Origin of the sequence: Halalkalibacter urbisdiaboli, from assembly GCF_002156385.1 — a bacterium.
Taxonomy (GTDB): Bacteria; Bacillota; Bacilli; order Bacillales; family Bacillaceae_D; genus Halalkalibacter_A; species Halalkalibacter_A urbisdiaboli.
Window position 1 is genome coordinate 1,048,652 of sequence record NZ_MVJM01000003.1, and the last position, 26,238, is coordinate 1,074,889.

Genomic DNA, 26,238 nt, shown 5'->3' on the forward strand with positions numbered 1-26,238 from the left:
AAGCAGCCGAATTTGGCTGCTTTTTTTAGCGATTGTTTTTCTTATTAGCTTGTTGTGTCTCAGTTGCATTGTGTAAACCTTGCTCACTAAATGCGTTATCACTATTTAAATCACTTTGAATGGGACTTCCGTTCATCGTGCCAGAGCGTTTATCGAGTTTGTTTTGCTTCTTTTTAGACATAAAATGGACCTCCCTCTATTTTGTAGATAAGCTATTGTCGCTTTGAATTTTGCTGTATTCTATTCAGTGCTTCTTCTACTGCTTCTACAATAAAAGCATCACTCCCTTGTAAATCGTTAATGTTCATTTCACCTGACTGCAAGCGCTCGCAAATTTCATGAATATCCTCTGAAATCGAAAGTGGTATTCTATCCTCGTTTAACATATTATTTAATTCCGTCGCTAACTGTTGTTCTTGACTCACTTCAATTACTCCCTTTCCATATCGCTTTTATTCCATATGTTCATTCTTGCCATTTTCAGTAGTACTATGTATGGATAATAAAATTGGTATTATCAAAATGGCTGGATAAGGAGAGTTAAATAAACACAATTCAATTATTGCTTTAAACTGAAAAAAACCCACGTTCGAAAATTGTTATCGTTAGCCAGTAACAAGTTTGAACATGGGAGTCTGTGATTAATGTATGAATACTTATTTTGTTGCAGATGGGCGCTCTTTTGCTTTATCCGATTCAGCAGCATTTTTGCGTGCTGCTTCTTTATTCTCAGCTAACTCTTCTACAGTTTTAACCTTAAGTCGTGCCGCCCCTTGATAATCCTTGGTTGGAATAAGCTCACCCGCGCTCAATCTTTGTTTAGCCTCTTTGATTGCTTTTGTATATTGTGGCAGCCACTTTTCCTGTGCAACTAGCATTTCATCAACTAACTGCCAAATTTCTTTCGGGTTACAAACCGCACCGACAAGCGGGTCCATCATCATCGCTTGCCGAAGCAGCATATCATCTCCGTTAACTGCCGCTTCTACAGCAAGTCTTTGTACAGAAATACTTACATTACAAACAGCTGCACACCCGATAGGAAGCTCCCCGACATGAGGTATATTCATTCCATTACGATCCACATATCCCGGTACCTCGACAATGGCATCATCAGGTAGATTAGAAATAATTCCTTTGTTCACCACATTAAAATGCCCTCGGTATACACGACCCGTTTCTAATGCTTCTATAATATAAGACCCATGCTCTTCACCACGATGATCCGCTCTGTATTCATATGCCGGTTCCTTTAACCAATTGGGAAAATCGGTCTTGAACCAATTTCGTCCCTCCGTACAAACACGTAAATACCCACCAGTTTCACCGTTTATCCAAGTACCAAGGTCGATCCATTCATTGATTTCTTCCGGACGTTTCCGATACCATGGAACATACTCACTTAAGTGGCCATTTGATTCCGTTGAATAATAGCCAAAGCGTTTTAACATATCAATACGAACCTTTTCTGTTTTTAAAAATTCCGGATGGTTTTCAAAGGCTTCAAGCACCTTCTCGGTTAAATCTTCGCCATTATGCTTCACACTAATATACCATGTTTGGTGATTAATCCCGGCACAAATGATATCCACTTCTTCCTTTTTCAAACCAAAGGCTTCAGCAATCTGCCCGTGACCACCTTGCACGCCGTGACATAGGCCAATCGTACGAACACCTCCATATTTATGGCAAGCCCATGTGAGCATCGCCATCGGGTTCGCGTAATTCAACAATAAGCAATCAGAAGCTGCAACTTCACGAATGTCTTTGCAGATCGCGAGCATTTCAACAATCCCACGTTGACCGTACATAATTCCGCCCGCACAGAGCGTATCCCCTACACATTGATCAATCCCGTATTTTAGCGGGATGTCAACATCATGTTTAAATGCCTCGAGACCTCCAATGCGAACGACGGAGAATATATACTTTGCATCTCTTAGTGCCTCTCTACGATTGGGTGTTGCCTGAATTTGAATATCTAAGCCATTTTCGTCGATATCTCTTTGACAAAGCTGTGTGACCATCTCCAAATTTTCTAGACTAATATCGGTAAAGGCAACCTCAATGTTATGAAATTCTTGTACAGCAAGAAGATCACGTAACAAACCACGTGTAAATCCAATACTTCCTGCGCCAATAAAGGCAATTTTAAATGACATAAGTGCAACTCTCCTTTTTTATTGAATAATACGAAAACATAAATAAATGTTAACACCAAAAGTAGTAAAGCGTTTTCAAAGTTGTAACTTCATAAGAAATTCTATGTATAAAATTTTAACTTTTCTACTTATAGGCAAACAAAAAAGCAGTCGTATGCAACAAACTGCTTTACTTATAACTAAACTTTTGGATATTCTGTTGCGCACATTTTCGATATGCAAGTGGTGATTGTAGCGTATATTTTTTAAAAAGCAGACTGAAGTATTGACGGCTATTAATTCCGACAAAAGAAGAAACATCGATAATCGGAATATCCGTGTCTGCCAAGAGCATTTTTGCCTTTTCAATACGGAGTCCTGTCAAATACTCCATGACAGTAACTCCCATTTGTTTTTTGAAAATACGATGGAGGTATCCTGGGTGTAAGTTCACGACCTCTGCAATCACCTGCATTCGCAATTCGCAATCATAATGATGATGGAGATACTCAATCACTTTCTTTATATAAACATTCGTTTGCTGCTGTTTATTTTTTCTCTCTTTTTCCTCTATCATAATACGTGTAATTTGAATAAAAAGCTGTGTTAAATGAAGTTGAACCATAACGTCCTTTTCATCTTCTTTTTTATCTAATTCAAGTACTAAATGCTTTAATGTATGATAGATTTCGTTTGCGTCTTTTAAGACAATATAGCCATCACAAAAGGTCAACAGCTCAACAATTCGTTTGTTTTCTGTGGCTAACTCTTTCAGAGATGGGAATATCCCCTTCTTTCCGGTAAAAGAGAATTCAATATTTAGCATTCGGCAAGGGTTTCCTTTTTCTACGAGTAGTTGATGGGCTAAATTCGCATCAAGTAGGATAAAGTCTCCTTTTTTCAACGTAATCGGTTGCTGTTCTACATTGACTACGCAGTTACCTTGAATGACATACATAATTTCTAAATCATCATGAGTATGGTTATCCATATAAAATTGCTCCAAGGTTTTAAAATAATAGGCCGTAACTTTAGGATGAAAGTCGTCTACTAGTAATTTACTCTGGCACAGACTAAAATTGCTCATTACATCCACCTCCAAGGATGGTTCTACGCTCTAAAAACAACGGTTAAAGCCGATATATCAAAAATCTCTCATTACTATTTTCATCATATAATCCAGGCAGTTGTATTTCCTTTATTAATTCAAAAGACGTATAGTTCTCCAAATAAAAAATATAGTCCTCAGATGGATAATATAAAATCAATTCCATCTCACGTTTTGTTTGTTCCATTGATCGTAATATGTTATTAACGACTTTCATGAAAACCTGAACGGAAAAAGGGTTAAAAAAGTAAAATTTATTATCTAATGGATCAATCTCATATTCTTCTGCCAGACATTGATAAAAGTAGAGGTTGGTATTTTTTACGTTGGGCTTTTTTATGTAACGTAGTTGATTGTCCATGGCTTCTTGGAAGAAACGCTCATTCATTTCGATGCCTATAACTGTTGTTCCATAAAAATAATGAAGATAAAAATTTAATCTTCCTTTTCCACAACCAAAATCAACGATGCGGTCACTACACGTTATTTGATACTGAGTAAATAAATATTCGAGTGCAGCATATGGTGTCGGCTCATAACGATGATAATGCACAGATGTAAGAAATCCCTTTTGGTTTTCACCTGTTTGAATCTGCAATACATGATCATAGTTTTTTACATTCATTTTGAACTCCTAATAAGAATAGCTTCTTTGCTCCAATAAGCTTTACCGGTTATATAGCATGAAACACAAAGGAATGAAGATTATTTCTAGTAGTCTAATATAATGCCAGCAATGGCTTTATTTTTTCTTGTGTAGGTATTTTATACACCTTTATTTTAACATACTTGTTTTCAATTCATTTGTATTAAAGTGAAAATTAGCCAACCCAAAAAACAACAAAGCCTTTTCGCTTAAGTCTTTAGTAGCGAAATTACGTAAAGGATCCAATGCATCCATTGTAAAGCCCCTCCTTCCCTCCTAATTATTCCTTATTTTCATCTTCACCCCCCCGAAAAAAGCATGTTCGTACGAATAGTTAAGGGAAAGGTTACCACTTGCTATCTCGTAAAAAGGACGGTCTGCTTTAACGAAATCTGCATACATATAGTTAAAACATACATTTTACCAAACCCTTTAAATTGGACCGATCTTCTTACGAGTACAAAATTTTCACAGAGAGGAAATACATTATGCTTTCTAATTTAACATTTATTCAACGACAACCCCTTGTGATGAAAACAAAGGAAGTCTACACAAACATTGAACAACGTAAAAGGCAACGAAACCTGTATCGTTCGGTTACCCCTGAAGAAAAGGATACAAACTCTTCCAAAAAAACGATGTATGTAAGCGGGGATGGCTACGAAGGAAAACTTTATAAAAGTACCTTTGACTTCAAAGTTTAGTTCTCAGTACACGAAAATAAAAACGGACAATATAAGGTTAACTTGAATGCACATTGATTATGAACGAATTTCTATAACTAAGAGAAGAGGTTCTAAGAGGTTAACAAACAATCCTCTTAGAACCTCTTTAAAGCCATATAATTTTTCAAAGCGGTTCCATTACAGTCTTCTTGATTACTTATATACGGTCAGGGTATACGAAGTAACTCCACCAACAAAAAAGAGCTTATTCTATGATCATCATCTAGAACAAACTCTATCGCTACTTTTTCAACTAATAGATCCATAAATTTCTCGTATTTTAACTAAGTATGAATTTCCTATCTTAGCTAATTTATGTTTTAACTTTAATGCTGGCATATGTTCTTTGTCTTTTATCTTTCTATCATAAGCCTTTTGACACATGATCAGTTGACTATTCACTTTTTCTTCATCAGCTGCTCTTTTTACATAATGATACACACCATGACAATCTTGTTCACGTGCCTTACAATTATCATTTAACATGAGTGTAAGACTTTCATGTATTCGTTGTTTTAAATGTTTTTTCAAAATTGGGAATAGGATTTCAACTCGTTTGTCCATATTTCGTGTCATCATGTCCGCCGAAGAAAGAAACACCTTGTCCAAACCATTATGATGAAAACAATAAATTCGTGGATGCTCTAAAAATGTTCCTACTATACTACGTACAGTTATGTTTTCACTTACTCCTTTAATACCTGGGCGTAAACAGCATATCCCTCTTACGATTAAATCGATTTTAACACCAGCATTCGAAGCTTCATAAAGCTCTATAATAAGCCTTTTATCTGTCAAGGAATTCATCTGAGCAATGATACGACCATTCCCATACTTTTTGTGAAAACGAATTTCAGCCTTTATTAACTCAATAAATGTATTTCTTATTCCATAAGGAGAAACAGCTAAATGGTGATATTCTGGTTTTTCCATATAACCACTTAAATAATTAAAGAAATTCGTTGCGTCTATGCCAATTTTCTGATTTGACGTTAGCAAACCCATATCGGTATATAGCCTCGCCGTCGCATCATTATAATTTCCAGTTCCTAAGTGCACAAATCGTTCAATTTTTCCTTTTTTCCGGCGGACAACAAGTGTTATTTTACTGTGTGTTTTTAAATAAGTCATCCCATAGATGACATGACAGCCTGCCTTCTCTAGTTCCCTTGCCCATTGAACATTATTTTCTTCATCGAACCTTGCTTTTAATTCTACGAGCACCGTTACCTGTTTCCCTTTTTCAGCTGCACGCTCAAGACTTTTAATAATTGGAGATTCACCACTAACACGATAAAGTGTCTGTTTTATTGCTAGAACATCCGGATCATCTGCTGCTTGTGAAATAAATTGAATAACTGGTTCAAAGGACTCATATGGATGATGAAGCAGCACATCCTGTTTCGAAATCTTTTCAAAAATATCCTGTTCTCCCTCTAAATCCAGTGATGGCTGTGGGATGAAGGATGGTGTTACTAGATGTTCATGCGTCGTTTGAATCGTTTTATAAAATGAGAAAAGAAACGTTAAATCCAATGGTGCCTTAACCGAATAAACATTTTCACAATCAATTTCTAATTCGTCAATTAAATACTTAACGACTTGCTCATCATAGCAATGATGCTGCACCTCTAACCGAACACAAGATCCCCATTTACGTTTTTTGATCTCTTCCTCAATTTCTTGTAAAAGGTCTTCTGCACCTTCCTCATGAATCGTTAAATCAGCATTTCGTGTAATTCGAAAAGGTGTGACCGACTTCACTTGATACCCTTTAAATAATTTATAAATGAATTGAGTAATAACATCCTCTAACAGAACAAAGATTCTTGATTTACCTTCTGATGGTAATTCAATAAATCGATTTAGCATAGAGGGGACTTGTACAAAAACTAGTTTTCCATTAGAAGGTAGAAATTTGGGATTAGTAGTATTCTTTTCTTCAAGAATAACCGCCAAATTTAAGGATTTATTTAGCAGCATGGGGAATGGTCGATAGGCATCAATAGCCATAGGAGTTAGGACTGCAAAAATTTGCTCATCAAAAATTTCCTCTAAAAAAGACATTTTATAAGGAGTAAGGTCTGCCAGTGAAACGAATTTGATTTGTTCATTTGCTAATTGAGGAACCAATTCCTCTAAAAATACATGATCTTGCTCTTCTACAAGATTATGTGCAATGTTTGAAATAGCACTAAGTTGTTCTTTAGGTGTTAAACCAGCTTTGTTTTCAGGTCTATTGAACCCTACTTTTACTTGATCTTGTAAACCTGCAACACGTACCATGAAAAATTCATCTAAATTAGAACTGAAAATCGCCAAAAATTTAAAACGTTCTAATAAGGCATTTCTTACATCGGTTGCTTCTTGAAGTACGCGATGATTGAAATCTAGCCAGCTTAACTCCCGATTATTGTAAAAAGAAGGATTATCTAAGTCTAAATTATTGTTTGGGTAAGTTATTTCCATGATCCTTCATCTCCCTTATTCAGATTACGACATATTGCGACTTTATGTTAATTTAAAAATATCACAGTGTTGTAAACATAAGGTAAATAGTTTGTTAATTTATTGTAAAAAAGGTATCATTTTACCCATCTTTCTATTAATTGTACTCCTAAAATACGATTTCAGCAATAAATTTATAAACGTTTAATTTAGAACAAATGCTGTATTTACAGCATTTTTATTAGGAGTGTGGACCACACAGTTTCTTTTAGAATACTCAAGAATATATATTAAACCTTCTTTACAAAATTTTTATAATTTCCAATTATAAAAAGCTTACTTACGCATTGTAAGTAAGCTTCCCCTTCAACTGAATAAATAGTATCTAAACAGTTAATAACACACAATTCTTTCCGGTGAATATTTATGTTGGTATGTTTTCTACCTATTTATGAAAATGAATGTCATCTTTATATTTAAAAAAGTTCCATTACAAAATGTAACGGAACTTCCCCAATATTAATTGTTTCTATTCTACAAATAATTTATTTACTTTAAAATTACACAATTTCTCCCTTGCTCTTTAGCCTGATAAAGAGCTTCGTCAGTTCGGTGAAGTAGCGTCTCCAGGTGGTCTCCACTTTCTAATTGAGTTACTCCTATACTTATCGAAACGTTAATCGGACCCTTTTTAGTAATAAAAATATGATTAAAAACGTTTTGTCGCATTTTTTCCCCAAACTGCTCAGCGGCTTTCCCATCTAAACCAGGCAAAACTAAAGCAAATTCCTCGCCTCCGTATCGGGCCAAAACATTTTTTTCTGGCGTGGTGCTTGAAATAACAGAAGCGATTTGTCGTAATACTTCATCTCCTATAAAATGACCATAAATATCGTTAATTTGTTTAAAATGATCAATATCAAATAAAATAACAGACAGTGGTTCTTCGTTTATCTCAGCACTTTTAAACTCTTTCTGAGCCAACTGATAGAAGTAGCGGCGGTTGTATAATCCTGTTAATTCATCTGTTACTGCCATTTTTTCCATTTGATGATATAACATAGCATTAGATATCGCAACAACTACCTGACTAGAATAACTAAGAATTATATCTGCTTCACTTCTTTCGAATCTTTTATTCTCCCTCTCGATTACATTGATGCCAATCAAATTACCGTGTAACTTATAGGGAATAACTAGGATAAAACTTTGTTCACCACTTTGAGAACATATAGGCTGTTCATCTCGTTTAAATTGCTCATAGTATTCACGTAATCGCTCAATATCAAGTTGAGCTAGTTGATGATTATCCTCTTCAGCTAAAACCTTCATGACTAAGTCTTGATTATGAATAGACCATATACTTGCACGATTGTAATCAACAAAAGCTTTTAACTCTTCTAACGCAATTTGTTGAACCTCATCAACGTCTAAACTAGAACTTAATGTATACATAGCAGATCTAAGCATCTCTGACATGTAACTTCTTTCACGCTCTGTAGCATTATCGACTTCAAGTTTATTTGCCTTCTCTTGCGCTTGCATCAATTTATCAATTCTTACTAACATTTGATTGAACGTACGGGCAAGTACTCCCAATTCATCCTTTGAGTGAATATTCATGCGGGCTTCCAAATCACCCGTTCCTACCTTCTTGATTGTTGATAAAATTACCTGTAACGGACCTGTTACCCATTTTGATAAAAAAATAATAACAAAAACAAGTGATACGATAAGAGTAGCCAATAGTACAATGAAAAACTTTATAGCCAGTTCCTTTAATGGGCTCTTTATATCCTCAATATCATCCTCGACAATAACAATCCAATCAGCCAATGGAATTTTCGAGTAACTTAAGTACTTATGGTTTCCGCCTTCATCTGTTTCTAGCGTTCCTTTTACAATAGTATCACTTGCTTTTCCATCTAATAAAGAAAGAATTTGAGGATTTTCTACCTTTGTTTTTATTAAAGATTCATCCTTAGAATGTGCCAAAATCAACCCTTCAGAGTCAATAATATATAAATTACCACGTTCGTTTACCGAAATTCCTTTCAAAGGGTCTGAGAAAAATGATGTATAAATTGAGTTTCCCATCACGCCTATTACTTGACCTGTATTATTTCTAACAGGAGCGGCAGTGACAATAATTGTTTCTCCGTTAGCCCTTGAAGTAATTGTCCCACTCACCGCTGAATGCCCTTTCATAGCTGCAAGAAAATACGTTCGATCAACTACATTTATACTACCTGTCTCAAATTTTTCTTCACTACTTGCAATAACAACCCCATTACTATCACCTAACCAAAATTTCTCATGGTTAACAGAGCCTTGAAACGCATCACGAAGGGCTTCAGTCGTCATTTTAAAGTGCTTGTTATTTGTTGAAAAATACTCATTGTCAGTAAGCGAGTTTCTCACAATTAATGTATTATGAAAGAGTGGTTGAGAAGCAAGAATTTCTGTTTTTCTAATTTCAGACGTAACTAATGCATGAATGGCTTCCCCTGTTCGAAATGCATTCGCCTTAATCTCATCCTCACTCTTACGCATCAAAAGATCAGAACTAAACGAATACGTTAAAAGCCCAGTAATCAAAATTGAGCATGTAACTAATATAACGATGAAGAGTGGTAGTTTTGTTCTTAAATTAGTCATCATATGCTCCTTTCGCTTACTATGCTATAGTAAAATCTTTTTAATTGTTTTCAAAAAAAACTGCACCGAATGGCACAGTTCTTCATGAACTAAGTTCGGTAACTTGGCTACCATAGAACTCTCATTCCTTAGGTCCAAAGCTTTGCGTCCCTTTCTTTCAAAAGGTTTGCCATTTTTCGACTTTAATCGACAAATTCATTTATTTATAATACTATACTTCTATTTTTTTGAATAGGTATTAATAAAAAGTCTAACTAAAGCAAGCACAAGATAAACTATATTTACCTTGGTAATCATTTCCCATCTAACATATTAAAAAGCCCTCTCGCTAAGCTTCCTTCGTCCTTAGAACCTCCAACTTGAGGCATCGCAGCAAATACACGACTCGCAAGCCTACTAAATGGTAATGATTGAATCCAAACTGTCCCAGGGCCCTCTAACGTAGCAAAAAATAACCCTTCTCCTCCAAATAAAGCAGTCTTTACCCCTTTTACAAATTCAATATTGTAATCTATCCCACTTGTAATTGCGACCAAACACCCCGTGTCGACTCTTAATTTCTCACCTGTTGCTAATTCTTTCCTAAGGATTGTCCCACCAGCATGTACAAAAGCCATTCCATCTCCTTCAAGCTTTTGCATGATAAACCCTTCTCCTCCAAAGAATCCAGTACCTATTTTTCGTTGAAACTCAATACCTACCGTTACCCCTTTAGCCGCAGCTAAAAAAGCATCTTTTTGACAAATAATCTTCCCACCTAATTCATCCAAATCCATTGGAATGATTTTACCAGGATACGGGGATGCAAATGAGACATGATTTTTACCTTGACCTTGATTCGTAAATGTCGTCATAAATAGACTCTCACCGGTTAGAATTCGTTTTCCAGCTCCAAAAAGCTTCCCCATTAATCCATTGGTACTCGAACCATCACCAAAAATCGTTTCCATTTGAATGTCTCCATCCATCATCATTAAACTTCCCGCTTCAGCTACAACGGTTTCTTGTGGATCCAATTCTACTTCAACAAATTGCATGTCATCTCCATAAATCTTGTAATCTATCTCATGGTTATTCATTTTTCTTTCCTCCACAACACTCGAATAAAATTCTATACTAACATTCTAATTTATTCCAATTAATTACGCTAGACTAATTTTTAACCAGTAATAATAGATATTGAGTATCTCAATAGAACCACTACTTTAATCGACTAATCCCAACTTGTCTACTATGAACCATTTTTTATGTTCTACATAAAATGAGTATGGATACAAACCTAAGGAGGTGTTTAAACTGATTCATACAGTTAAACTAGGTGAAACCCTGACCCAAATCTCAAAGGATTATCGTACGCCACTCTCTGCAATTATAAGCGCCAATCCAGCATTAAATCCTAATGTCATTTATCCTGGCCAATCAATCGTTATACCAGGCTTTCCTCCTCCTCATACTATTTCATATCAAATTGAAGTATCAATTAATAATCGTTGGTTAAGGTTATTAAAAGATGGTGTTTTGCAAAAACAGTACCCAATCGCTGTTGGAAAAATACTACACGAGACACCTTTAGGAAATTTTATTATTATCAATAAAGCACCAAACCCTGGTGGACCATTCGGCACCATGTGGATGAGTTTATCAAAAGAGCATTATGGGATTCATGGTACGAATGATCCTAGTTCAATTGGTAAGGCTGTATCAAGAGGCTGCATTCGAATGTTCAATAGGGATGTAGAGGAATTAGCAAGTATTTTACCAATTGGAACAGCGGTTTTCATTCATCCATAATTTACTTAAGAGGTTATCCCAAAGGTCGACTATGATTTTTGGAACAACCTCGATGCAATGGACAAAGTCGCTACTTTTTTAACCAACGATTCCTTTCTTAATAGGGGGATTATGAAAGGCAAATTTCAGCTTAATACTTCCTTTTTCCCTGCTTTATGTCGACATGGTTTAAATCATACCTTTAATTAAAAGGGCCATCATTTCTATAGAAATGATGGCCCTTTTAATTAATAATATGGGTATGGGTATGGGTATGGATATGGGTATGGGTAAACATAAGGTAATAATGATAATGCAGCTAAAGTAGCCAGAGGGAAAAATTGCCGTCTGAACCTTCTGAATCTTCTTGGATATCCATATCCATACCCCGCACCAAAGTATCGCTCTTCCTGTTCATTTCGATCCATAACATCTTCGCCAACTAATACATTCATACCATCTGTCCCAACGGATTCAATAATACCATCAACAGAACTTCCGTCTTTCATTGTAAGCGCCACATGATAATACATATACTTTTTGCATTGATCGTGCAGTGCTCTCATGTCCTCGTATTCAGTTTGATAACCATAACCTTGCATATTCATTTTCTCCTCTCCTTTCAAAAACATGATATTCACCTAGTAGGAGAGTGTGACACTTCAAACAAAACCCACCTGAGATTTTTTTCTCAGACAGGTTTTATCTCAAAATCATTGGTGATATTTCCCAGTTCATGATTAAGCTGATTTATGACCTCTGCTATGTTTCCTATCTCTTCTGGTGCTTTAAGTCCATGCAAATTTATTACTATTTTATCATGTTGTGTCGCCTCCAAAAGAGATGTATGCCCCGATATGCCTCAATGTCGTGATCAGAACTAACATCATCTTAATTTAGTAAACTTCTTTCCACTCATCAATATTGCTCGCATCGAAGCGGAACGGATCACCAAGCATAATTTGTGTTCCATCGCCATCTTCAACAACTTCTTTCTGTCCAAGACGTCCCGCTTCAAAAGACTCGCCTACTGCTCCTGTAATTTCACCTTCAACTAACGCATAAGCAGTCATGCCAGCACCGTAGCCTACATCAATCGGATTCCAAAGAAACATCGCTGGAGACACACCGTTTTCAATGTAGCTCGCCATTTCACTCGGTAAACCAAGTCCTGTTAAGGCAATCTTACCTTGTAAGCCTTTATCCGTTAAAACCTTTCCAGCTGCTGCAATCCCAACCGTAGTCGGAGAAACAATTGCTTTTAAATCTGGGTATTGAAGAAGTAAAGCTTCTGTTTCTGACGTACTCTTATCACGTAAGTCATCGCCGTAAGCAACTTTTACTAGCTCAATGTTCTCGTACCCTGGTTCTTCAAGCTCTTTTTTCATCCATTCAATCCAAAGGTTTTGGTTTGATGCTTGAGACGTTGCACTTAGTACTGCAATTTGTCCTTTTCCATCAATCATTTCAGCCACAGCTTGAATTTGCGAACGTCCAATTCGTTCAGGATCGGCTTGATTCACATGGACAATTCGACTGTTAGCGTTTACAGAAGAATCAACAGAAAGAACCTTAATTCCCTTATCCATTGCTTTCTTTAAGACCGGCTGAAGCGCATCCTGATCATTTCCAGTAATTGCAATTGCATCAACTTGCTGTGTAATCAACTGTTCAATAATTTGTATTTGCCCTTCAGCAGTCGGTTGATCAGGAGCACGAAGAATGACCTCTCCACCAACTTCTTTGATCGCTTCTTCAAAACCATCCATCATTTTCTCACCGTACGGATTTCCCGTATTTTTAAATACTAATGCATACGTCTTTTCATCCTTTGCCTCGGTTTCGTTTTCAGCAGGCTCCTCACCTTGGTTTGAATTTCCCTGTTGATTAGTTTGAGTCGGCTCTTGACCTCCTCCACAAGCCGTAAGCATGACAAGTGTTAAACCAACTGTTGCCCATTTTACAAAAAATTTTTTCATTCCATTCTCCCCTTTTACATAGTTTAATATATACTTGGTCAGGAAAAAGCTGCTAAAAGTTGATTCCTTCTAACACCCACTTCACTGTTAGTACCTTTTTACGATTTGTTCTTCCTTTGTAACCACTTAACATATTGTCGAACATTCAACTTTGGTATCGCGACGGATACTAGTAATAAAAAGCCGACAATAACGAGCATCATTTGGGAAGGGATATTAATTAAACCTAACCCATATTGCAGATAACCAATAATAAAGACAGCAATAATTGCCCCAATCATTTTTCCTTTTCCACCAGCTGTACTAATTCCACCTAAGGCAACCATCGCAATAACATCAAGCTCATACATCGTCGCGACATTCGGTCTTGTACTCCCCATACGTGAAGCTAAGAAAATCGCCGTAACTGCTGCCATGAGGCCTGCTAACGTAAATACAATTACTTTTACTTTATCAACTTGAACACCTGAGAACCGACTGGCTGTATCATTGTTACCTATTGCGTAAATGTGTCGACCAAAAATGGTTCGATGAAGAACAAGCGCAAATCCAATCGCAAATACCGTAAAGACAATTAAAATAAATGGAATTCCAGCTACGCTTCCCCAGCCGAAGAAACTGAACCATTCAGGGAAATTACCAGATGCCTGATCTTCTAAAATGACATAAGCGATACCGCGGTAAAGAATCATCGTTCCTAACGTGACAATCACGGCTGAAAGCTCCTTAAATTTCACAATAAGAAGACCGTTGACTAACCCACATATCGAGCCAACTAGTAAACAAATAATAACTGCTACTTCCATTGGAACACCTACATTGTTATAAAGCGTTGCCATCACAACCGATGACAGTGCTACCGTGGAACCGACAGAGATATCAATATCTCTCAAAATCATAATCATTACCATTGGAAACACAATAAAGGCTTTATCCAAGAAAATCATCGTTGCATCTCTTAATCCAGCAGCATTTAAAAAATATGGTGATAGATTCGTATTAATGATCATCACAAATAGTAAAACGAAAATTAATACCCATTCCCATTGGAAGAAAAAATTCTTTAGAGAGAATTCTTGCTTATGGCTCAGTCTTCTTTGGACATATTCGTTTTGAGATACTCTCTGCTCCATCTTTTATATTTTCCTCCTTAGTAGGTTATTTCGATCAACCCCTCGTTTAACGAGCGTATTAATGATAACGGCAATTAAGATAATCGAACCTTGAATGGCTGTTTGCCAAAACGGAGATACATTCATAAGTGGCAAAGCATTATTCAAAATTCCAAGTAAAACCGCTCCTAAAATAACTCCCGAAATCTTACCGGAACCACCCGCGATACTTACCCCACCAAGAATACACGCTGCGATTACCGTTAATTCATAGCCTGATGCTGTATCCCCTTGAGCGGAGGCAAACTTCGATACCCATAAAACCCCCGATAACCCTGCTAAACCACCCATAATCGAATAAACAATAAACAGGATTTTCGTTTGATTTATTCCGCTTACTTTTGCTGACTCAGGATTGCTTCCAACTGCATAAATTTGTCTTCCTGTTCTCGTATGATTAATGAAATAAAAGGCAATAAGATAAATCACAATTGCAATAAATACTAGCGTGTTAATTCCTAGTGTTTTACTTGTTGCGATAGAAACAAAGGTCTCAGGCATTTGGTAAGAGCTAACCCACTGTCCATCGCTTACCGTAAACGTGAGCCCTCTGAAAATATTCATCATTGCAAGAGTAGCGATAATCGGTAAAATCCCTAGTTTCGCCACAAGAAAGCCTATAAAGATGCCACAAATAATTCCAATACTTATACCGAGTAAAATTGCTACACTTGGATGTAGTTCAGGATTTGAATTGACAACTTGAGCAACAATCATTCCAGACAGAGCAAGAGTAGAGCCAACTGACAAATCAATTCCCCTAGTAATGAGAACGATCATCATACCAAGCGCTAGAATACTAAGAATTGCTGTGTTTGTAATCATATCCATCAGATTGCCAACCGTTAAAAAGCTTGCATTTCGTGTTTGGACGAAAATACAAAGTAAAACGATAAAGACGAATAATCCTAATTCTCGAAACTTTGAGATCGAAGCTAGCTTCGAAGGTTTTTTTTCGGCTGGTAGCGTCGTAGAATTTCCAACTGCCGTTTCAGTCATTTTTTCCACCTCTATTCAACACTTTCTTACCCTACATTTTTCTTCTAGATAAATCAGTCATTGCAGCCTCTAATATTTCTTCTTGCGTGACACTCTCTTTATCAAGTACTTTCGTAATTCTTCCCGCACGCATAACAGCAATACGGTCGCTCATTCCAATTACTTCAGGCATTTCAGACGAAATCATGATGATTCCATAGCCTTGTGCAGCAAGCTCATGAATAATTTCATAAATAGCTGATTTTGCTCCAACATCGACCCCTTTTGTCGGCTCATCAAGAATGATAATATCAAGCTCAGCTGTTAATAGCTTTGCAACGGCAACCTTTTGTTGGTTTCCACCAGAAAGCGAACTAACTAAATCGAAAATGCTGTTTGCTTTCACATGAACCTTTTCTGCTAATTCCTTTGCTAATGTATTCTCTTTATTCTCCTGAAGCCAACCGTTCTTTGAAAGACTTAATAATGCAGAAAGCGTTATGTTCCGCCCGATCCCCCACTGAAGCACAAGACCCTGCAACTGTCTATCTTCTGGTAAATAACCAATTCCAAGCTTAATCGCTTCTTTCGGACTTTGAATCCGGACCTCTTTTCCATTTAAAACGATTCTTCCTTTGTCATAAGGCATAATGCCGAAGAGAGACTGACACACTTCGGTTCTTCCTGCCCCAACTAGACCTGTGAGTCCTAAAATTTCACCTTGATGGAGTTCGAAGGAAACATCAGCGAAATATCCAGTTTTTGCAAGCCCTTCAACCTGTAACAGTTTTTTACCAACCGTCGCCTTCTTATCGGGATAAACCTGCGTGATTTCACGACCGACCATTGCAACAATTAAATCCTCATTTGAAATGTCATGAATGCCCCAGGATCCGATATACTTTGCATCACGTAATACTGTCACTTGAGTTGCTAAGCGATACATGTCTTCAAAACGATGTGAAATAAAAATAATCGATGCCCCTTGGTCTCGTAAGTTTTCTGCTATTTTATAAAGTTCTTCACTCTCTCTTGCCGTTAAAGCTGCTGTCGGTTCATCCATAATAATGATTTTCGCATTAGTTGAAATGGCTTTTGCAATTTCAACAATTTGCTGCTGGGCTACACTTAATGCCCCCATTTCTGACTTAGGGTCTATCGATGAACCAAGTGAGCGCAAAATCGTTTTTGCTTCTTCATGCATCTGTTCCCATAGCAATCTTCCTGTCAGCTTTTGGACTTTTTCATGGCCCATAAAGATATTCTCGGTTACTGATAAGTCAGGATAATTAGTCACATGTTGATAAATCGCTGCAATTCCCATCGCTTGTGCTTCTAAAGGGTTAGAAAATTCAACCTTTTGACCATTTAAAAACATCTCTCCTTCCTCTGGTGAATGAACTCCTGTAATCACTTTAATGAACGTTGATTTTCCTGCTCCATTTTCCCCCATTAATGCATGAATTTCCCCAGCTCTTAATTTAAAATGGACATTGTCGAGAGCCTTAACACCAGGGAAAATTTTTGTTATCCCCTTTAACTCCAGAACAAATTCTGACATTATTTCACTCCCTTACTCTAATAGACCAACCACATGCTACCGACTTGTTAGCGCTTACAGTAAGTGTAGTTGTTTTTCATTTTTATAAAAAGGAGAGAAGTCTCGGGTTTAGGGGGTGATTTTTCTGTTCTTACACATCAAATCAAGAAAAAAGAATAACCCCCAATCATAGGAGGACACTGAAAAACTACTTCTTGTAACTCAAAGAGGAAGTAATGGCTCCGCACGTTACTTAAAGGGCACTGAAAAAGTGAACTGCACCCCAAAAGTTAGAGTTAACAATCTGACTTTGGGGTGTGTTTTTTATGGCTAAATATAGTGACCAATTTAAATTAATGATGGTACATGAGTATCAAAAAGGACATTTATCGTTTGACAGGTTGGCAAAAAAACACGGTATGAATGACAGCACTGCCATAAAAAAATGGGTGAAAGTTTACGATAAATTTGGGACGACAGGTTTGATGAAAAAGAGTAAGAGGGAAACTTTTTCTGTCCAATTCAAACTCGATGTATTAAGCTTTATGAAAAGAACAGGATCTTCAGAGATGGATACCGCTATTTACTTTGGATTGTCCACCCCTTCGATGATAGGTGCATGGAAGAAAGTTTTTTTGGAAGATGGTGCTGAAGCCCTGGATAGAACGAAAGGAAGACTACCCATGTCTGATAAAGCTAAAAATATAAAAAAACAACGTACAGAAAAAGAAATGACGTATGAACAAAAGCTTGAAAGAGAGAACGAGCTCCTACGTTTAGAGGTAGAATACTTAAAAAAGTTGCGAGCTTTTCAGATGGATCCGGAGGGCTATCTCGAAAAGCACAAGCAGCGTTATCATTCGAACTCAAAGAAAAGTTCAAACTAAAAGATGTTCTACAAAGAGTCGGAATTCCTGATTCCTCCTACCATTATCATATAAAAGAGATCAAGAAGGAGAATCCGAATCAGAAACTCGAGGAATGCATCCAATCCAAGTTTGAGGAACATAATGGGAATTATGGGTATCGTCGTATCTGTTTGGAGTTAAAACAAGATGGGCTCAAAGTGAATCACAAGAAGGTTCAACGCATCATGAATAAACTTGGGCTTAAATGCAAGAAATTTAGTAGAAAGTCACGAAAATATAGTTCTTACAAAGGAACAATTGGAACTGTTGCCAAGAACCTTATCAATCGTCGGTTTCACACAAGTGTGTGTCATCAGAAATTAACAACAGATATCACAGAATTCAAGTGCTCAGATGGTGTAAAACTGTACCTAAATCCAATTATGGACTTGTTTAATGGCGAAATTCTTTCTTATGAGATAAATATGCGTCCAACCTTAGAATTGGCTCTTAAACCTCTTGAGGAAGCTTTAGAAATAGTAAAAGATTCAAGGTATAGAACGACTGTTCATTCTGATCAAGGCTGGCATTATCAACATAAAAAATGGGTAAAAACTCTAAAGAAACATAAGGTGTTCCAGAGTATGTCACGAAAAGGAAATTGCTTAGACAATTCACCTATGGAAAGCTTTTTCGGATTATTAAAACAAGAAATGTATTATGGTGAGGCACTCTGCTCATTTGAGAAATTAAAAAAGAGAATTGAAGACTATATCAATTATTATAATAACAAACGCATAAAGCAAAAATTGGCAGGCATGAATCCGGTTCAATACCGTATTCATACCAGCCAATTAGCAGCTTAATATAAAACTCTAACTTTAGGGGGTCACATCAAAGGAAAACCCATCCTTTTTCAGTGCCCTTAATCATAGGAGGTTTCACGTCATTTGTTTTTTAATTGTTTCCTTATACTTCGAAGGGAGCTCTCCGTAATGCTTTTTAAATAGCTTACTAAAATATTTCGTATCAGAGTAGCCGACTTGCTCACATATTTGATACACCTTTAAATTTGTTGTGAGTAGCAATTCCCTCGCCTTATTAATTCTAGTACTAGTTACAAAATCAAGTACAGTTTCACCCGTTTGGTTTTTGAAACACTCACAAAAATAAGTTGGGTTCATGTATACGTGGTTTGATATTTTTTCAATCGTAATGTGTTCACTTAAGTTGGAAACAATCCATTCTTTGGCTAATTCCACCTGATTCAACCCAATCTCTTCGTTCACAGTCTTATATTTGTCAAATATCATCATCACCCATTGTTTAATCTCTTGCTGTAGTTCAGTAAAGTCCCCTATTTTCTTGACTATTTTTGCTGTCTCTTCGATATTCAAAAATGTATCGTTTAAGGAGCGAGGTGTACGTTTTAATAAAAAATTGATTAATTGAATATTAAGAGATTGTACAAAAAACTCAATCTCACTTAGTTTACGGATGCCTTTAAGTTCATTCACAAACTTATTTAATTGATATCGTAATTCACTCTCAGTCTTTTGCTCAAATGCACGGATCAACTTTTGAATTATTTTCGGTAACTCTTCTGCTAGTTGCGTATTTGTCTTCTTTAAGAAGTTACGTTCCGGCATATCAGGATGAAAAATCGTATTTGCACCGAAGATAAGTCGATGTTGTATAAGTACAAGTAAATCTTTTGAAATGGTTTGTACTAAAGGTAGCTCAAAAAAAATTTGACTGATCGCAATCGAAGACGTAAGTGGTGTGTACTCTCTAACATTTTTCTGAAGCGTATAAGCAAATTTAACAACTTCATCTTTAAAGCTTTCTTCACAGCCTTCCTGACTATTGAGTAGTAACCAAATGGACGCATCTTCTCCTTTCCACTTCCAGCTATGAAGCTTCCTGTATGCTAGCATTTCTTCTAAAATATTTTCATAAGCAAAATTCCACGTTAACCATTCATCCTTTGAGAACAATTTTGAGTAACGAAACGCTTGGTCAATACTAATGTATAGTAACGAATAAATACCTTCTGGGAAGAGGTGTTTCCATTCAGTATTGGAAACATCTAACTCATATCCCTTTGTTATTTCAGATAATTTTTCGTTCTGTCTTAGTTTAATAGCCTGCTCCTCGATACGTTTTAATGCAGCTTGTTCTTGCCATTGTTTGTTAATTTTTTCTTTTATTGATGCTAATTGAGATTTAAACTCTTCTCGATCAATTGGCTTGATTAAATAATCAAGCGCCCCTTCTCGTAGTGCGGTTTGTAAATAGGAAAAATCATCAAACCCACTAATGACAATCGGATTAAATGTCGTTCGATTTTTCATTTCTTTGATTAGAGACAGTCCATCTACTAATGGCATTCTGACGTCCGTAATAAGAACGTCAAAATCAAATTGCTTTAGTTCATAAGCATCAAGTAATTCCTGACCATCTGCAAACGTAGCAATAACATCCCATTCTTCTCCACATGATTTCACTAACCTTTCAATCCCGCGACGGATTCTCGCTTCATCATCGACTATAATCGTCTTAATTCGTTTTACGTTCATGGTGACCTCCCCCATAGTCATCCTTAAGAACTGGGATTCTCAATTGGACTTCTGTCCCTTGATTTTTCGTACTTGAAACCCCTAATCCGTACTGTAGACCAAAATTCATCACTATTCTAGCATGAACATTTAGTAACCCAAAACGAGAATCACGCTTTGCCATCGGGTTAGATTTCAGCTGCTGATGAATCGTCTCTAAAACATCTTGCTGAATACCTGGACCATTATCAATAATCGTAAAAACGATTTCCTTTTTTCCGTTCAAATCCTTTTGTAAATCAACCGTAACTTGAATCAACGTAACTCGACCATATACAAACCCATATTTTACAGCATTTTCAACTATCGGTTGTAAAATAAACTTAGGCGTGTAATACATTCGTGTGTCAATTTTTTCATTAACTTTAAAGTCTATTTTGTCTTCAAAGCGAATCTTTTGAATCGTTAAATAATCCTTCATATGCAAAAGCTCATCAGCTATTGGAACCATCGTTTGCTTGTTACTAATCGAAAAACGAAGCATTCTCCCTAGCAAGGTAACCATTTGAACAACCGTTTCTTTCTCATCGTCCTCTACAGCCATTGCAATTGTCTCGAGGGTATTGTACATAAAATGAGGGTTAATTTGCGATTGTAAGGCGTATAATTCAGCTTCTTTTTGTTTTAATTCAATTTGATAGTTTTTGTGGATTAAGTCTTTTATTTCTGTCACCATTGAGTTAAAGCTATTGGCCAGTACCCCAATTTCATCTTTCGTATGAATGGATAAATCAACATCGAAATTTCCTTTTTCTACCCGCTTCATTAGCTTCGTTAATCGATTGAGCGGCCTTGATACATTCCAAGCTAGTAATATCGATATTCCAGTACTAATTACGACGAAAATGATAAAAACGACAATAGTCACATTGCGTACTAAATCGGTTCGCTCTGTTAAATGTTTAGCCAAAATACTATGCGCTAACGTCCAATCGGTATCATGTAAACGATTAATACTAATCAAGCTCGTTTTTTCCGCTACTGTTGTTCTAAAACTTCCATTCACCTTAGGGTAATCTTGAAACTCCGCATCAATTGTGCCGATAAAATTCGGATTTGTATGATAGATGATTCGTCCCAATTCATTCATCATCCACACATCCGCTTTCTCATCATCATTAAGCTTCATTAGCACGTCCTTTAAAAACGTAACCTCAACAGCAATTAACATCGTTCCTAAATTCGTTCGGTTTTCAAGATCAGTAAGCTGCCTCATTAATAATATAAAGGGTGGATTCCCTTCGAATGTTAATGGTGTTTCATGTGGCAATATAAAGACATCTTCTTTTCCTTGAAGTTCAATATTTTGGCCATAAGGAAGCATTCCATTCGTTATATCAAAGCCAGAATACGGAACCTTCATGCTATGAAACACCCGATTTTTTGATAGGATAAATACGCCTAAAATATCAGAATGTCCGCTATTAATATACGTTCGAGATAAATAATTATTAACCGTAAACTGGTCTTGAAGGAGCATAGACCGGCTTTGATGAGAGTCCTTTCGCAACACACCAACAACTTGACTAGAATTGTAAAGCAAATCAGGTAGCCGTCTTATTTCTCCTACTTGGTTAGCAATATTTTCGTTTGCCTGTTGCAGGAGCTTGGGAATATACTCACCAACCTGTTCTTCAATCGAGGCAGTGTATTGACTGTACGCAATATAACCTAATAATGACATGGGGATTACAGTTAGGAGAACATACGTCACAATTAACTTTGTTCGAAGCTGGTAATTTTTAAATTTTCTAAATTTAGAAATCATACTGGTCCACATTTTCTTTCGTAAAATCAATCGGTTCACCCATAATGACCGTATCTCCCACCATTCGAATTATCCCAACTTTCGGAATTTCTTGCCGATCATAAGGCTCAATCTCTTTACGGGCATTTTTCGCTAGCGCTACTGTTAAATAGCCTAATTTCTTTGGGCTCCATAACGTTACAATTTGAGAAGAACCATCCTTTAAATATTCATTCATCGGATTTGGAGTGGAGACCCCAACGACTGCTACTTCCCCTACTTTACCTAACTCCTTTACAGCTTGTGCTGCAGCAGGTGGTCCTACTGACGAATTCCCAATAATTCCACTTAAATTCGGATAGTCTGCAAGTAGCTTCTTCGCTAGAATATAAGCGAGGTGTGAGTCATCATCGCTCGCCACAACATCAACTAATTTCATTTCCGGGTAATATTCCTCCTGATGAACTTTAATCCATTTCAACCATTCATTTAAGTTTGCAGCTGCTAAAGAACCTGTCAATACAGCAAATTCTCCTTCTTCATTTGTATTCCACGCTAACATATCCATTAAGTGACGTCCTAATGTTTCAGGGTCTACCATATTAATATAAAAGTCCCTTGCATCTGGTAATGTGTCCGCGTCCCAGGTGATGACTGTTATCCCACGTTGTTTTGCTTCAAGTAATGTCGGTGCAAGCTTCTCTGGATCATTTGCGGAAACGGCAATCACATCAACTTGTTCTTCTATTAATTCTTTAATAATGTTTATTTGCTGGTCTGCATCTGCAAGAGTTGGCCCTGTATAAATCACTTCAACACCTAGGTCTTTTCCAGCTTCTATAGCCCCCTCTTCTACGGCATTAAAATAAGCAATATTGATAAGTTTCGGTACAACCGCAATCGTCATTTCTTGATTCCGGTTCAGTCCCACCTCTTCATCATTCATACTATCGATTGAATATACTATTTCATATTTCTCATTGCTACCTGCCCCCATCGCACAACCACTAACAAAGAACAATGTACAAAATAAACCGAATATTTTCATGACACTAAAATTCCCCTTTCTTTGTTAGAGAATTGAACAAAGGTAAATTTGTAAGCGCTAACAATCTAATTTTTATTTTAGCAGATAGTAGTCAATTAATCCCGATATTTTCTTGGTTCACACTCGATATGAAGAAGGAAATTCAACATTGAATTCCCTTGTGCATTAGATTTTGACAGGTTTATAAGGAGCCGCATCGCAAATGTGAACCACTTTATCAATTTATTCACGCAAAGAAAAGGAATGACACCATTGTCTAATCGAAAAACGTAGCAAAGACCAAAAGGCGATTACCTTAACATAATCGCCTCCTTTCTTCTATTACACAAGACCAACTAAATTAAATGTTTTGTTTCTGTTTAGTCTTCAATTTTCTTTTTAAATTCTTCAATCACCCTATTAATCAAGAAACCATTCACCTTGAGCAAGCCTTATCACTCTACCACCAACACTAACATTAATAACTCCGTTCACTTTTCTAGCTTTTAAAAATAATAATGATCGTCTATTCATTTCGTATCCTTGTTCAACACGAATGTTTATTTTATTTTCGTCAAAATATTTATATTTAACTAAATAAGAAGCTAAACAACCATTGGAACTTCCTGTTGCGGCATCTTCAGGAATTCCATAATAATAAGCAAAATCGCGAACATTTAAATCGTTTTCAGGGCTATACGTTTCAGAAGAAAAAACCATTATTGCCTTTGCTTCACAGTTTTTAATGAACTCAAAATACTTAGATCTATTTATATTAACTTTTTTAACTGCTTCTAAGGATTTCAAGGGTACAATAATGACAGGTAGCCCGGTAGAAACCTCTTGTATTGGAAACCTCTCATCTATATAGTTTTTATCTATATTTAATATTTTGGATACGTTTCTTGACTCAAAATAACTACCAAAAATCGGCTCATTTTGTTTCATCCAAATAATCTCATCTTCATTATCAAAAAAAACTGGAACTTTTCCACCTTTTAAATTTAAAACAAGTTTAGTAACCTTTTCCTTTAATAAGTCATTTTGAATAGTAAATGCCGTACCAAGTGTTGGATGCCCAGCAAAAGGAATTTCTTCATTAGGTGTAAAAATTCTCACATCATATTCATGTTCATTTTTTTTATTTATAAAAGAAGTCTCAGAAAAGTTTATTTCTTTGGCAATTTGTTGCATTTCAAAATCTGATATGTTATCAGCAACCTTAAAAACAGCAAGTTGATTTCCCGAATATTTACCTTGTGAAAAAACATCAACAATTACAAAATTTATCTTCTTCATTTACTTTCTCCGCTTCTAAATAAATTAGTCAAAAATTACATATTTACCGAAACACATATTACATTAATCTAAAAGAGTCAAAGTTTCTAGATATTCTAGCTATTCCAATGGTTTTATTCCGCTATTTTTGTTGTCGTATTCCACTTTATTCTCTGGAAAAACAAAACTTGTAAATGCAGCTACGAATAATAACACAATAGCAGAAATCAAAGCAACAGTATATCCACCGGTCTTATCATAAAGCGCACCCGGTAAGAATGCTCCTAACGCAGAACCGACTTGATGAAATAACGACAATAAACCTAAAACTAAACCTAAGGAGTGATTTCTAAAAAACTCTGAAGCTAGCATAGTTGTGGGAGCGACAGTAGCAAAATCTACAAGCCCAAACAAAATAGCAAAAATTATTAACATTAGCGCTTGATCTATCATTAATAAAAGTAGAATGGTTAAACCTCTAAAAAGATATAAAAAAAATAAGAATTTCCTATTGCTAAAATAATCTGCAATCTGTCCCGAAAATAATGTTCCAATTATATTAAACACTGCTAATAAGCTTACTGCAGTTCCTGTTACATCCATCGAAAAGCCATGGTCATGTGATAATGGAATTAAATGTGTGTCCATAAGCCCTGTAGTTGTATAGCCACAAATAAAAAAAGGGAAAGCTAACAACCAAAAATTTCGGTTTTTAAAAATAAAGATTGTCTTTTTTACTTCATTTTTTGAAATATAAGATTCCTCTCCATCTTGTATAACTCTAATATCCCCGCCATGACAATCACTTTTTCCTGAGGTTGGTGTCCTGAAAAAGAAATGCAATAACGGAAAGATAACTGTAATTAAAAAACTCCCCAACAACATAACAGTCAACTTCCAATTAAACCATTCAATAAAAAATAAACACAATGGAACGATTACTAGTTGTCCCGAACTCATACCCGCAGTCAAGATTCCTATGGCCAGTCCCTTTTTACGCTGGAACCATTGATTAACAGCAACTGAAGCAGCTACATTTGATGCTCCTCCAAAACCAATCGATGATATGATGCCATAAAGGAGAATAATTTGCCAAAAAGACGTTACAAAAAATGATAATAATGTACTTATTCCGACTAGTAAGGTACTAAATGATAGTATTTTTCGTACTCCAAATACATCGATTAATTTTCCTAGGATCGGTTGAGAAATACCATATATAATAAAACTAAGTGTTGCAATAAGTGATATAGTTCCCCTTGTTGTATTGAATTCTGTTTCCCACGGTTGGATAAAAGCACCAAATGACAAACGAACTCCTTGTACCGAAAGTAACGTAAAAAAACAAAGGTAAAGAACAAACCATCCATAATGTTTTTTTTCCATAATGTGACCTCCTAACTTGAATGAATTTGATATCACTACTCCATTATCCCAATATCTCATCTCCAATATTTGGTATAATCATTTTATAAACATATTGTCTCTTTAAAAAGTTACAGTTTTTATTTATTTTATGGGTACAGATCAACCATTTGAAAAAAGGAGTAGAATG

General features: G+C 36.1%; 23 protein-coding genes and 1 riboswitch. Of the genes, 4 read left to right on the forward strand and 19 right to left on the reverse strand.

Annotation, left to right across the window (positions count from 1 at the left end; all coding sequences use genetic code 11):
• Nucleotides 1-25: 25 nt before the first annotated feature.
• The 6 genes from B1R93_RS23155 to B1R93_RS23750 form a co-directional block, all read right to left on the reverse strand.
• Nucleotides 26-181 (reverse strand): hypothetical protein, encoded by a 156-nt coding sequence (locus B1R93_RS23155; protein ID WP_165763888.1) that lies wholly within the window; start codon nucleotides 179-181, stop codon nucleotides 26-28.
• Between the two features lie 31 nt (nucleotides 182-212).
• A complete protein-coding gene (locus B1R93_RS19680; protein WP_088105620.1) occupies nucleotides 213-425 on the reverse strand; it encodes a hypothetical protein in 213 nt (70 codons plus the stop codon).
• A gap of 231 nt (nucleotides 426-656) precedes the next feature.
• Nucleotides 657-2,162: an alpha-glucosidase/alpha-galactosidase gene (gene melA, locus B1R93_RS19685; RefSeq protein WP_088105621.1), complete on the reverse strand. Its 1,506-nt coding sequence runs from the start codon at nucleotides 2,160-2,162 to the stop codon at nucleotides 657-659.
• Between the two features lie 169 nt (nucleotides 2,163-2,331).
• Nucleotides 2,332-3,228 (reverse strand): AraC family transcriptional regulator, encoded by an 897-nt coding sequence (locus tag B1R93_RS19690; protein WP_088105622.1) that lies wholly within the window; start codon nucleotides 3,226-3,228, stop codon nucleotides 2,332-2,334.
• 43 nt (nucleotides 3,229-3,271) lie between these two features.
• Nucleotides 3,272-3,874: a class I SAM-dependent methyltransferase gene (locus tag B1R93_RS19695; RefSeq protein ID WP_088105623.1), complete on the reverse strand. Its 603-nt coding sequence runs from the start codon at nucleotides 3,872-3,874 to the stop codon at nucleotides 3,272-3,274.
• 150 nt (nucleotides 3,875-4,024) lie between these two features.
• Complete coding sequence (locus B1R93_RS23750) at nucleotides 4,025-4,150, reverse strand: hypothetical protein (protein WP_280949497.1); 126 nt, start codon at nucleotides 4,148-4,150, stop codon at nucleotides 4,025-4,027.
• A 233-nt stretch (nucleotides 4,151-4,383) separates the two neighbouring features.
• On the opposite strand from B1R93_RS23750, the gene B1R93_RS19700 reads away from it, so the two are divergent.
• A complete protein-coding gene (locus B1R93_RS19700) occupies nucleotides 4,384-4,599 on the forward strand; it encodes a hypothetical protein (protein ID WP_088105624.1) in 216 nt (71 codons plus the stop codon).
• A gap of 270 nt (nucleotides 4,600-4,869) precedes the next feature.
• On the opposite strand, the gene B1R93_RS19705 is transcribed toward B1R93_RS19700, so the two are convergent.
• The 3 genes from B1R93_RS19705 to B1R93_RS19715 all read right to left on the reverse strand — a co-directional run bounded on the left by B1R93_RS19705 (nucleotide 4,870) and on the right by B1R93_RS19715 (nucleotide 10,805).
• Nucleotides 4,870-7,089, reverse strand: a complete 2,220-nt coding sequence (locus B1R93_RS19705) for an RNA degradosome polyphosphate kinase (RefSeq protein WP_088105625.1) — start codon at nucleotides 7,087-7,089, stop codon at nucleotides 4,870-4,872.
• A gap of 528 nt (nucleotides 7,090-7,617) precedes the next feature.
• Nucleotides 7,618-9,726, reverse strand: coding sequence for a sensor domain-containing diguanylate cyclase (locus tag B1R93_RS19710; RefSeq protein ID WP_165763889.1), 2,109 nt, complete (start codon nucleotides 9,724-9,726; stop codon nucleotides 7,618-7,620).
• Nucleotides 9,727-9,820: 94 nt separating this feature from the next.
• Nucleotides 9,821-9,907: riboswitch (cyclic di-GMP riboswitch) on the reverse strand.
• Between the two features lie 112 nt (nucleotides 9,908-10,019).
• Nucleotides 10,020-10,805 (reverse strand): TIGR00266 family protein, encoded by a 786-nt coding sequence (locus B1R93_RS19715; RefSeq protein ID WP_088105627.1) that lies wholly within the window; start codon nucleotides 10,803-10,805, stop codon nucleotides 10,020-10,022.
• 217 nt (nucleotides 10,806-11,022) lie between these two features.
• On the opposite strand from B1R93_RS19715, the gene B1R93_RS19720 reads away from it, so the two are divergent.
• Entirely contained in the window at nucleotides 11,023-11,517 is a 495-nt protein-coding gene (locus B1R93_RS19720; protein ID WP_088105697.1) for a L,D-transpeptidase family protein, read from the forward strand.
• Between the two features lie 227 nt (nucleotides 11,518-11,744).
• On the opposite strand, the gene B1R93_RS19725 is transcribed toward B1R93_RS19720, so the two are convergent.
• The 5 genes from B1R93_RS19725 to B1R93_RS19745 all read right to left on the reverse strand — a co-directional run bounded on the left by B1R93_RS19725 (nucleotide 11,745) and on the right by B1R93_RS19745 (nucleotide 17,186).
• Nucleotides 11,745-12,104: a hypothetical protein gene (locus B1R93_RS19725; protein ID WP_088105698.1), complete on the reverse strand. Its 360-nt coding sequence runs from the start codon at nucleotides 12,102-12,104 to the stop codon at nucleotides 11,745-11,747.
• A 288-nt stretch (nucleotides 12,105-12,392) separates the two neighbouring features.
• Nucleotides 12,393-13,475: a rhamnose ABC transporter substrate-binding protein gene (gene rhaS, locus B1R93_RS19730; RefSeq protein WP_088105628.1), complete on the reverse strand. Its 1,083-nt coding sequence runs from the start codon at nucleotides 13,473-13,475 to the stop codon at nucleotides 12,393-12,395.
• 98 nt (nucleotides 13,476-13,573) lie between these two features.
• Entirely contained in the window at nucleotides 13,574-14,608 is a 1,035-nt protein-coding gene (locus B1R93_RS19735) for an ABC transporter permease (protein WP_088105629.1), read from the reverse strand.
• Nucleotides 14,609-14,611: 3 nt separating this feature from the next.
• The gene (locus tag B1R93_RS19740; RefSeq protein WP_088105630.1) at nucleotides 14,612-15,646 is read right to left on the reverse strand and encodes an ABC transporter permease; all 1,035 of its coding nucleotides are present in this window, start codon (nucleotides 15,644-15,646) and stop codon (nucleotides 14,612-14,614) included.
• Nucleotides 15,647-15,677: 31 nt separating this feature from the next.
• Nucleotides 15,678-17,186, reverse strand: a complete 1,509-nt coding sequence (locus B1R93_RS19745; RefSeq protein ID WP_088105631.1) for a sugar ABC transporter ATP-binding protein — start codon at nucleotides 17,184-17,186, stop codon at nucleotides 15,678-15,680.
• Between the two features lie 305 nt (nucleotides 17,187-17,491).
• On the opposite strand from B1R93_RS19745, the gene B1R93_RS19750 reads away from it, so the two are divergent.
• Nucleotides 17,492-18,052 carry a transposase gene (locus B1R93_RS19750; protein WP_088103240.1) on the forward strand — a complete coding sequence of 187 codons (561 nt, stop codon included), beginning with the start codon at nucleotides 17,492-17,494 and terminating at the stop codon, nucleotides 18,050-18,052.
• Nucleotides 17,953-18,879, forward strand: coding sequence for an IS3 family transposase (locus tag B1R93_RS19755; RefSeq protein ID WP_133058600.1), 927 nt, complete (start codon nucleotides 17,953-17,955; stop codon nucleotides 18,877-18,879). The genes B1R93_RS19750 and B1R93_RS19755 overlap by 100 nt, the downstream gene beginning before the upstream one ends.
• 75 nt (nucleotides 18,880-18,954) lie before the next feature.
• On the opposite strand, the gene B1R93_RS19760 is transcribed toward B1R93_RS19755, so the two are convergent.
• From B1R93_RS19760 to B1R93_RS19780, 5 genes are all read right to left on the reverse strand, one after another.
• On the reverse strand, nucleotides 18,955-20,592 hold the full coding sequence (locus B1R93_RS19760) for a response regulator transcription factor (RefSeq protein WP_165763890.1): 1,638 nt from the start codon (nucleotides 20,590-20,592) through the stop codon (nucleotides 18,955-18,957).
• The gene (locus B1R93_RS19765) at nucleotides 20,573-22,399 is read right to left on the reverse strand and encodes a cache domain-containing sensor histidine kinase (RefSeq protein ID WP_088105633.1); all 1,827 of its coding nucleotides are present in this window, start codon (nucleotides 22,397-22,399) and stop codon (nucleotides 20,573-20,575) included. Before B1R93_RS19765 ends, B1R93_RS19760 begins: the two co-directional genes overlap by 20 nt.
• Nucleotides 22,389-23,426, reverse strand: a complete 1,038-nt coding sequence (locus B1R93_RS19770) for an autoinducer 2 ABC transporter substrate-binding protein (RefSeq protein WP_088105634.1) — start codon at nucleotides 23,424-23,426, stop codon at nucleotides 22,389-22,391. Before B1R93_RS19770 ends, B1R93_RS19765 begins: the two co-directional genes overlap by 11 nt.
• A 399-nt stretch (nucleotides 23,427-23,825) precedes the next feature.
• The gene (locus B1R93_RS19775) at nucleotides 23,826-24,704 is read right to left on the reverse strand and encodes a PhzF family phenazine biosynthesis protein (RefSeq protein ID WP_088105635.1); all 879 of its coding nucleotides are present in this window, start codon (nucleotides 24,702-24,704) and stop codon (nucleotides 23,826-23,828) included.
• 99 nt (nucleotides 24,705-24,803) lie between these two features.
• Nucleotides 24,804-26,072 (reverse strand): MFS transporter, encoded by a 1,269-nt coding sequence (locus B1R93_RS19780; protein WP_088105699.1) that lies wholly within the window; start codon nucleotides 26,070-26,072, stop codon nucleotides 24,804-24,806.
• Nucleotides 26,073-26,238 lie beyond the last annotated feature (166 nt).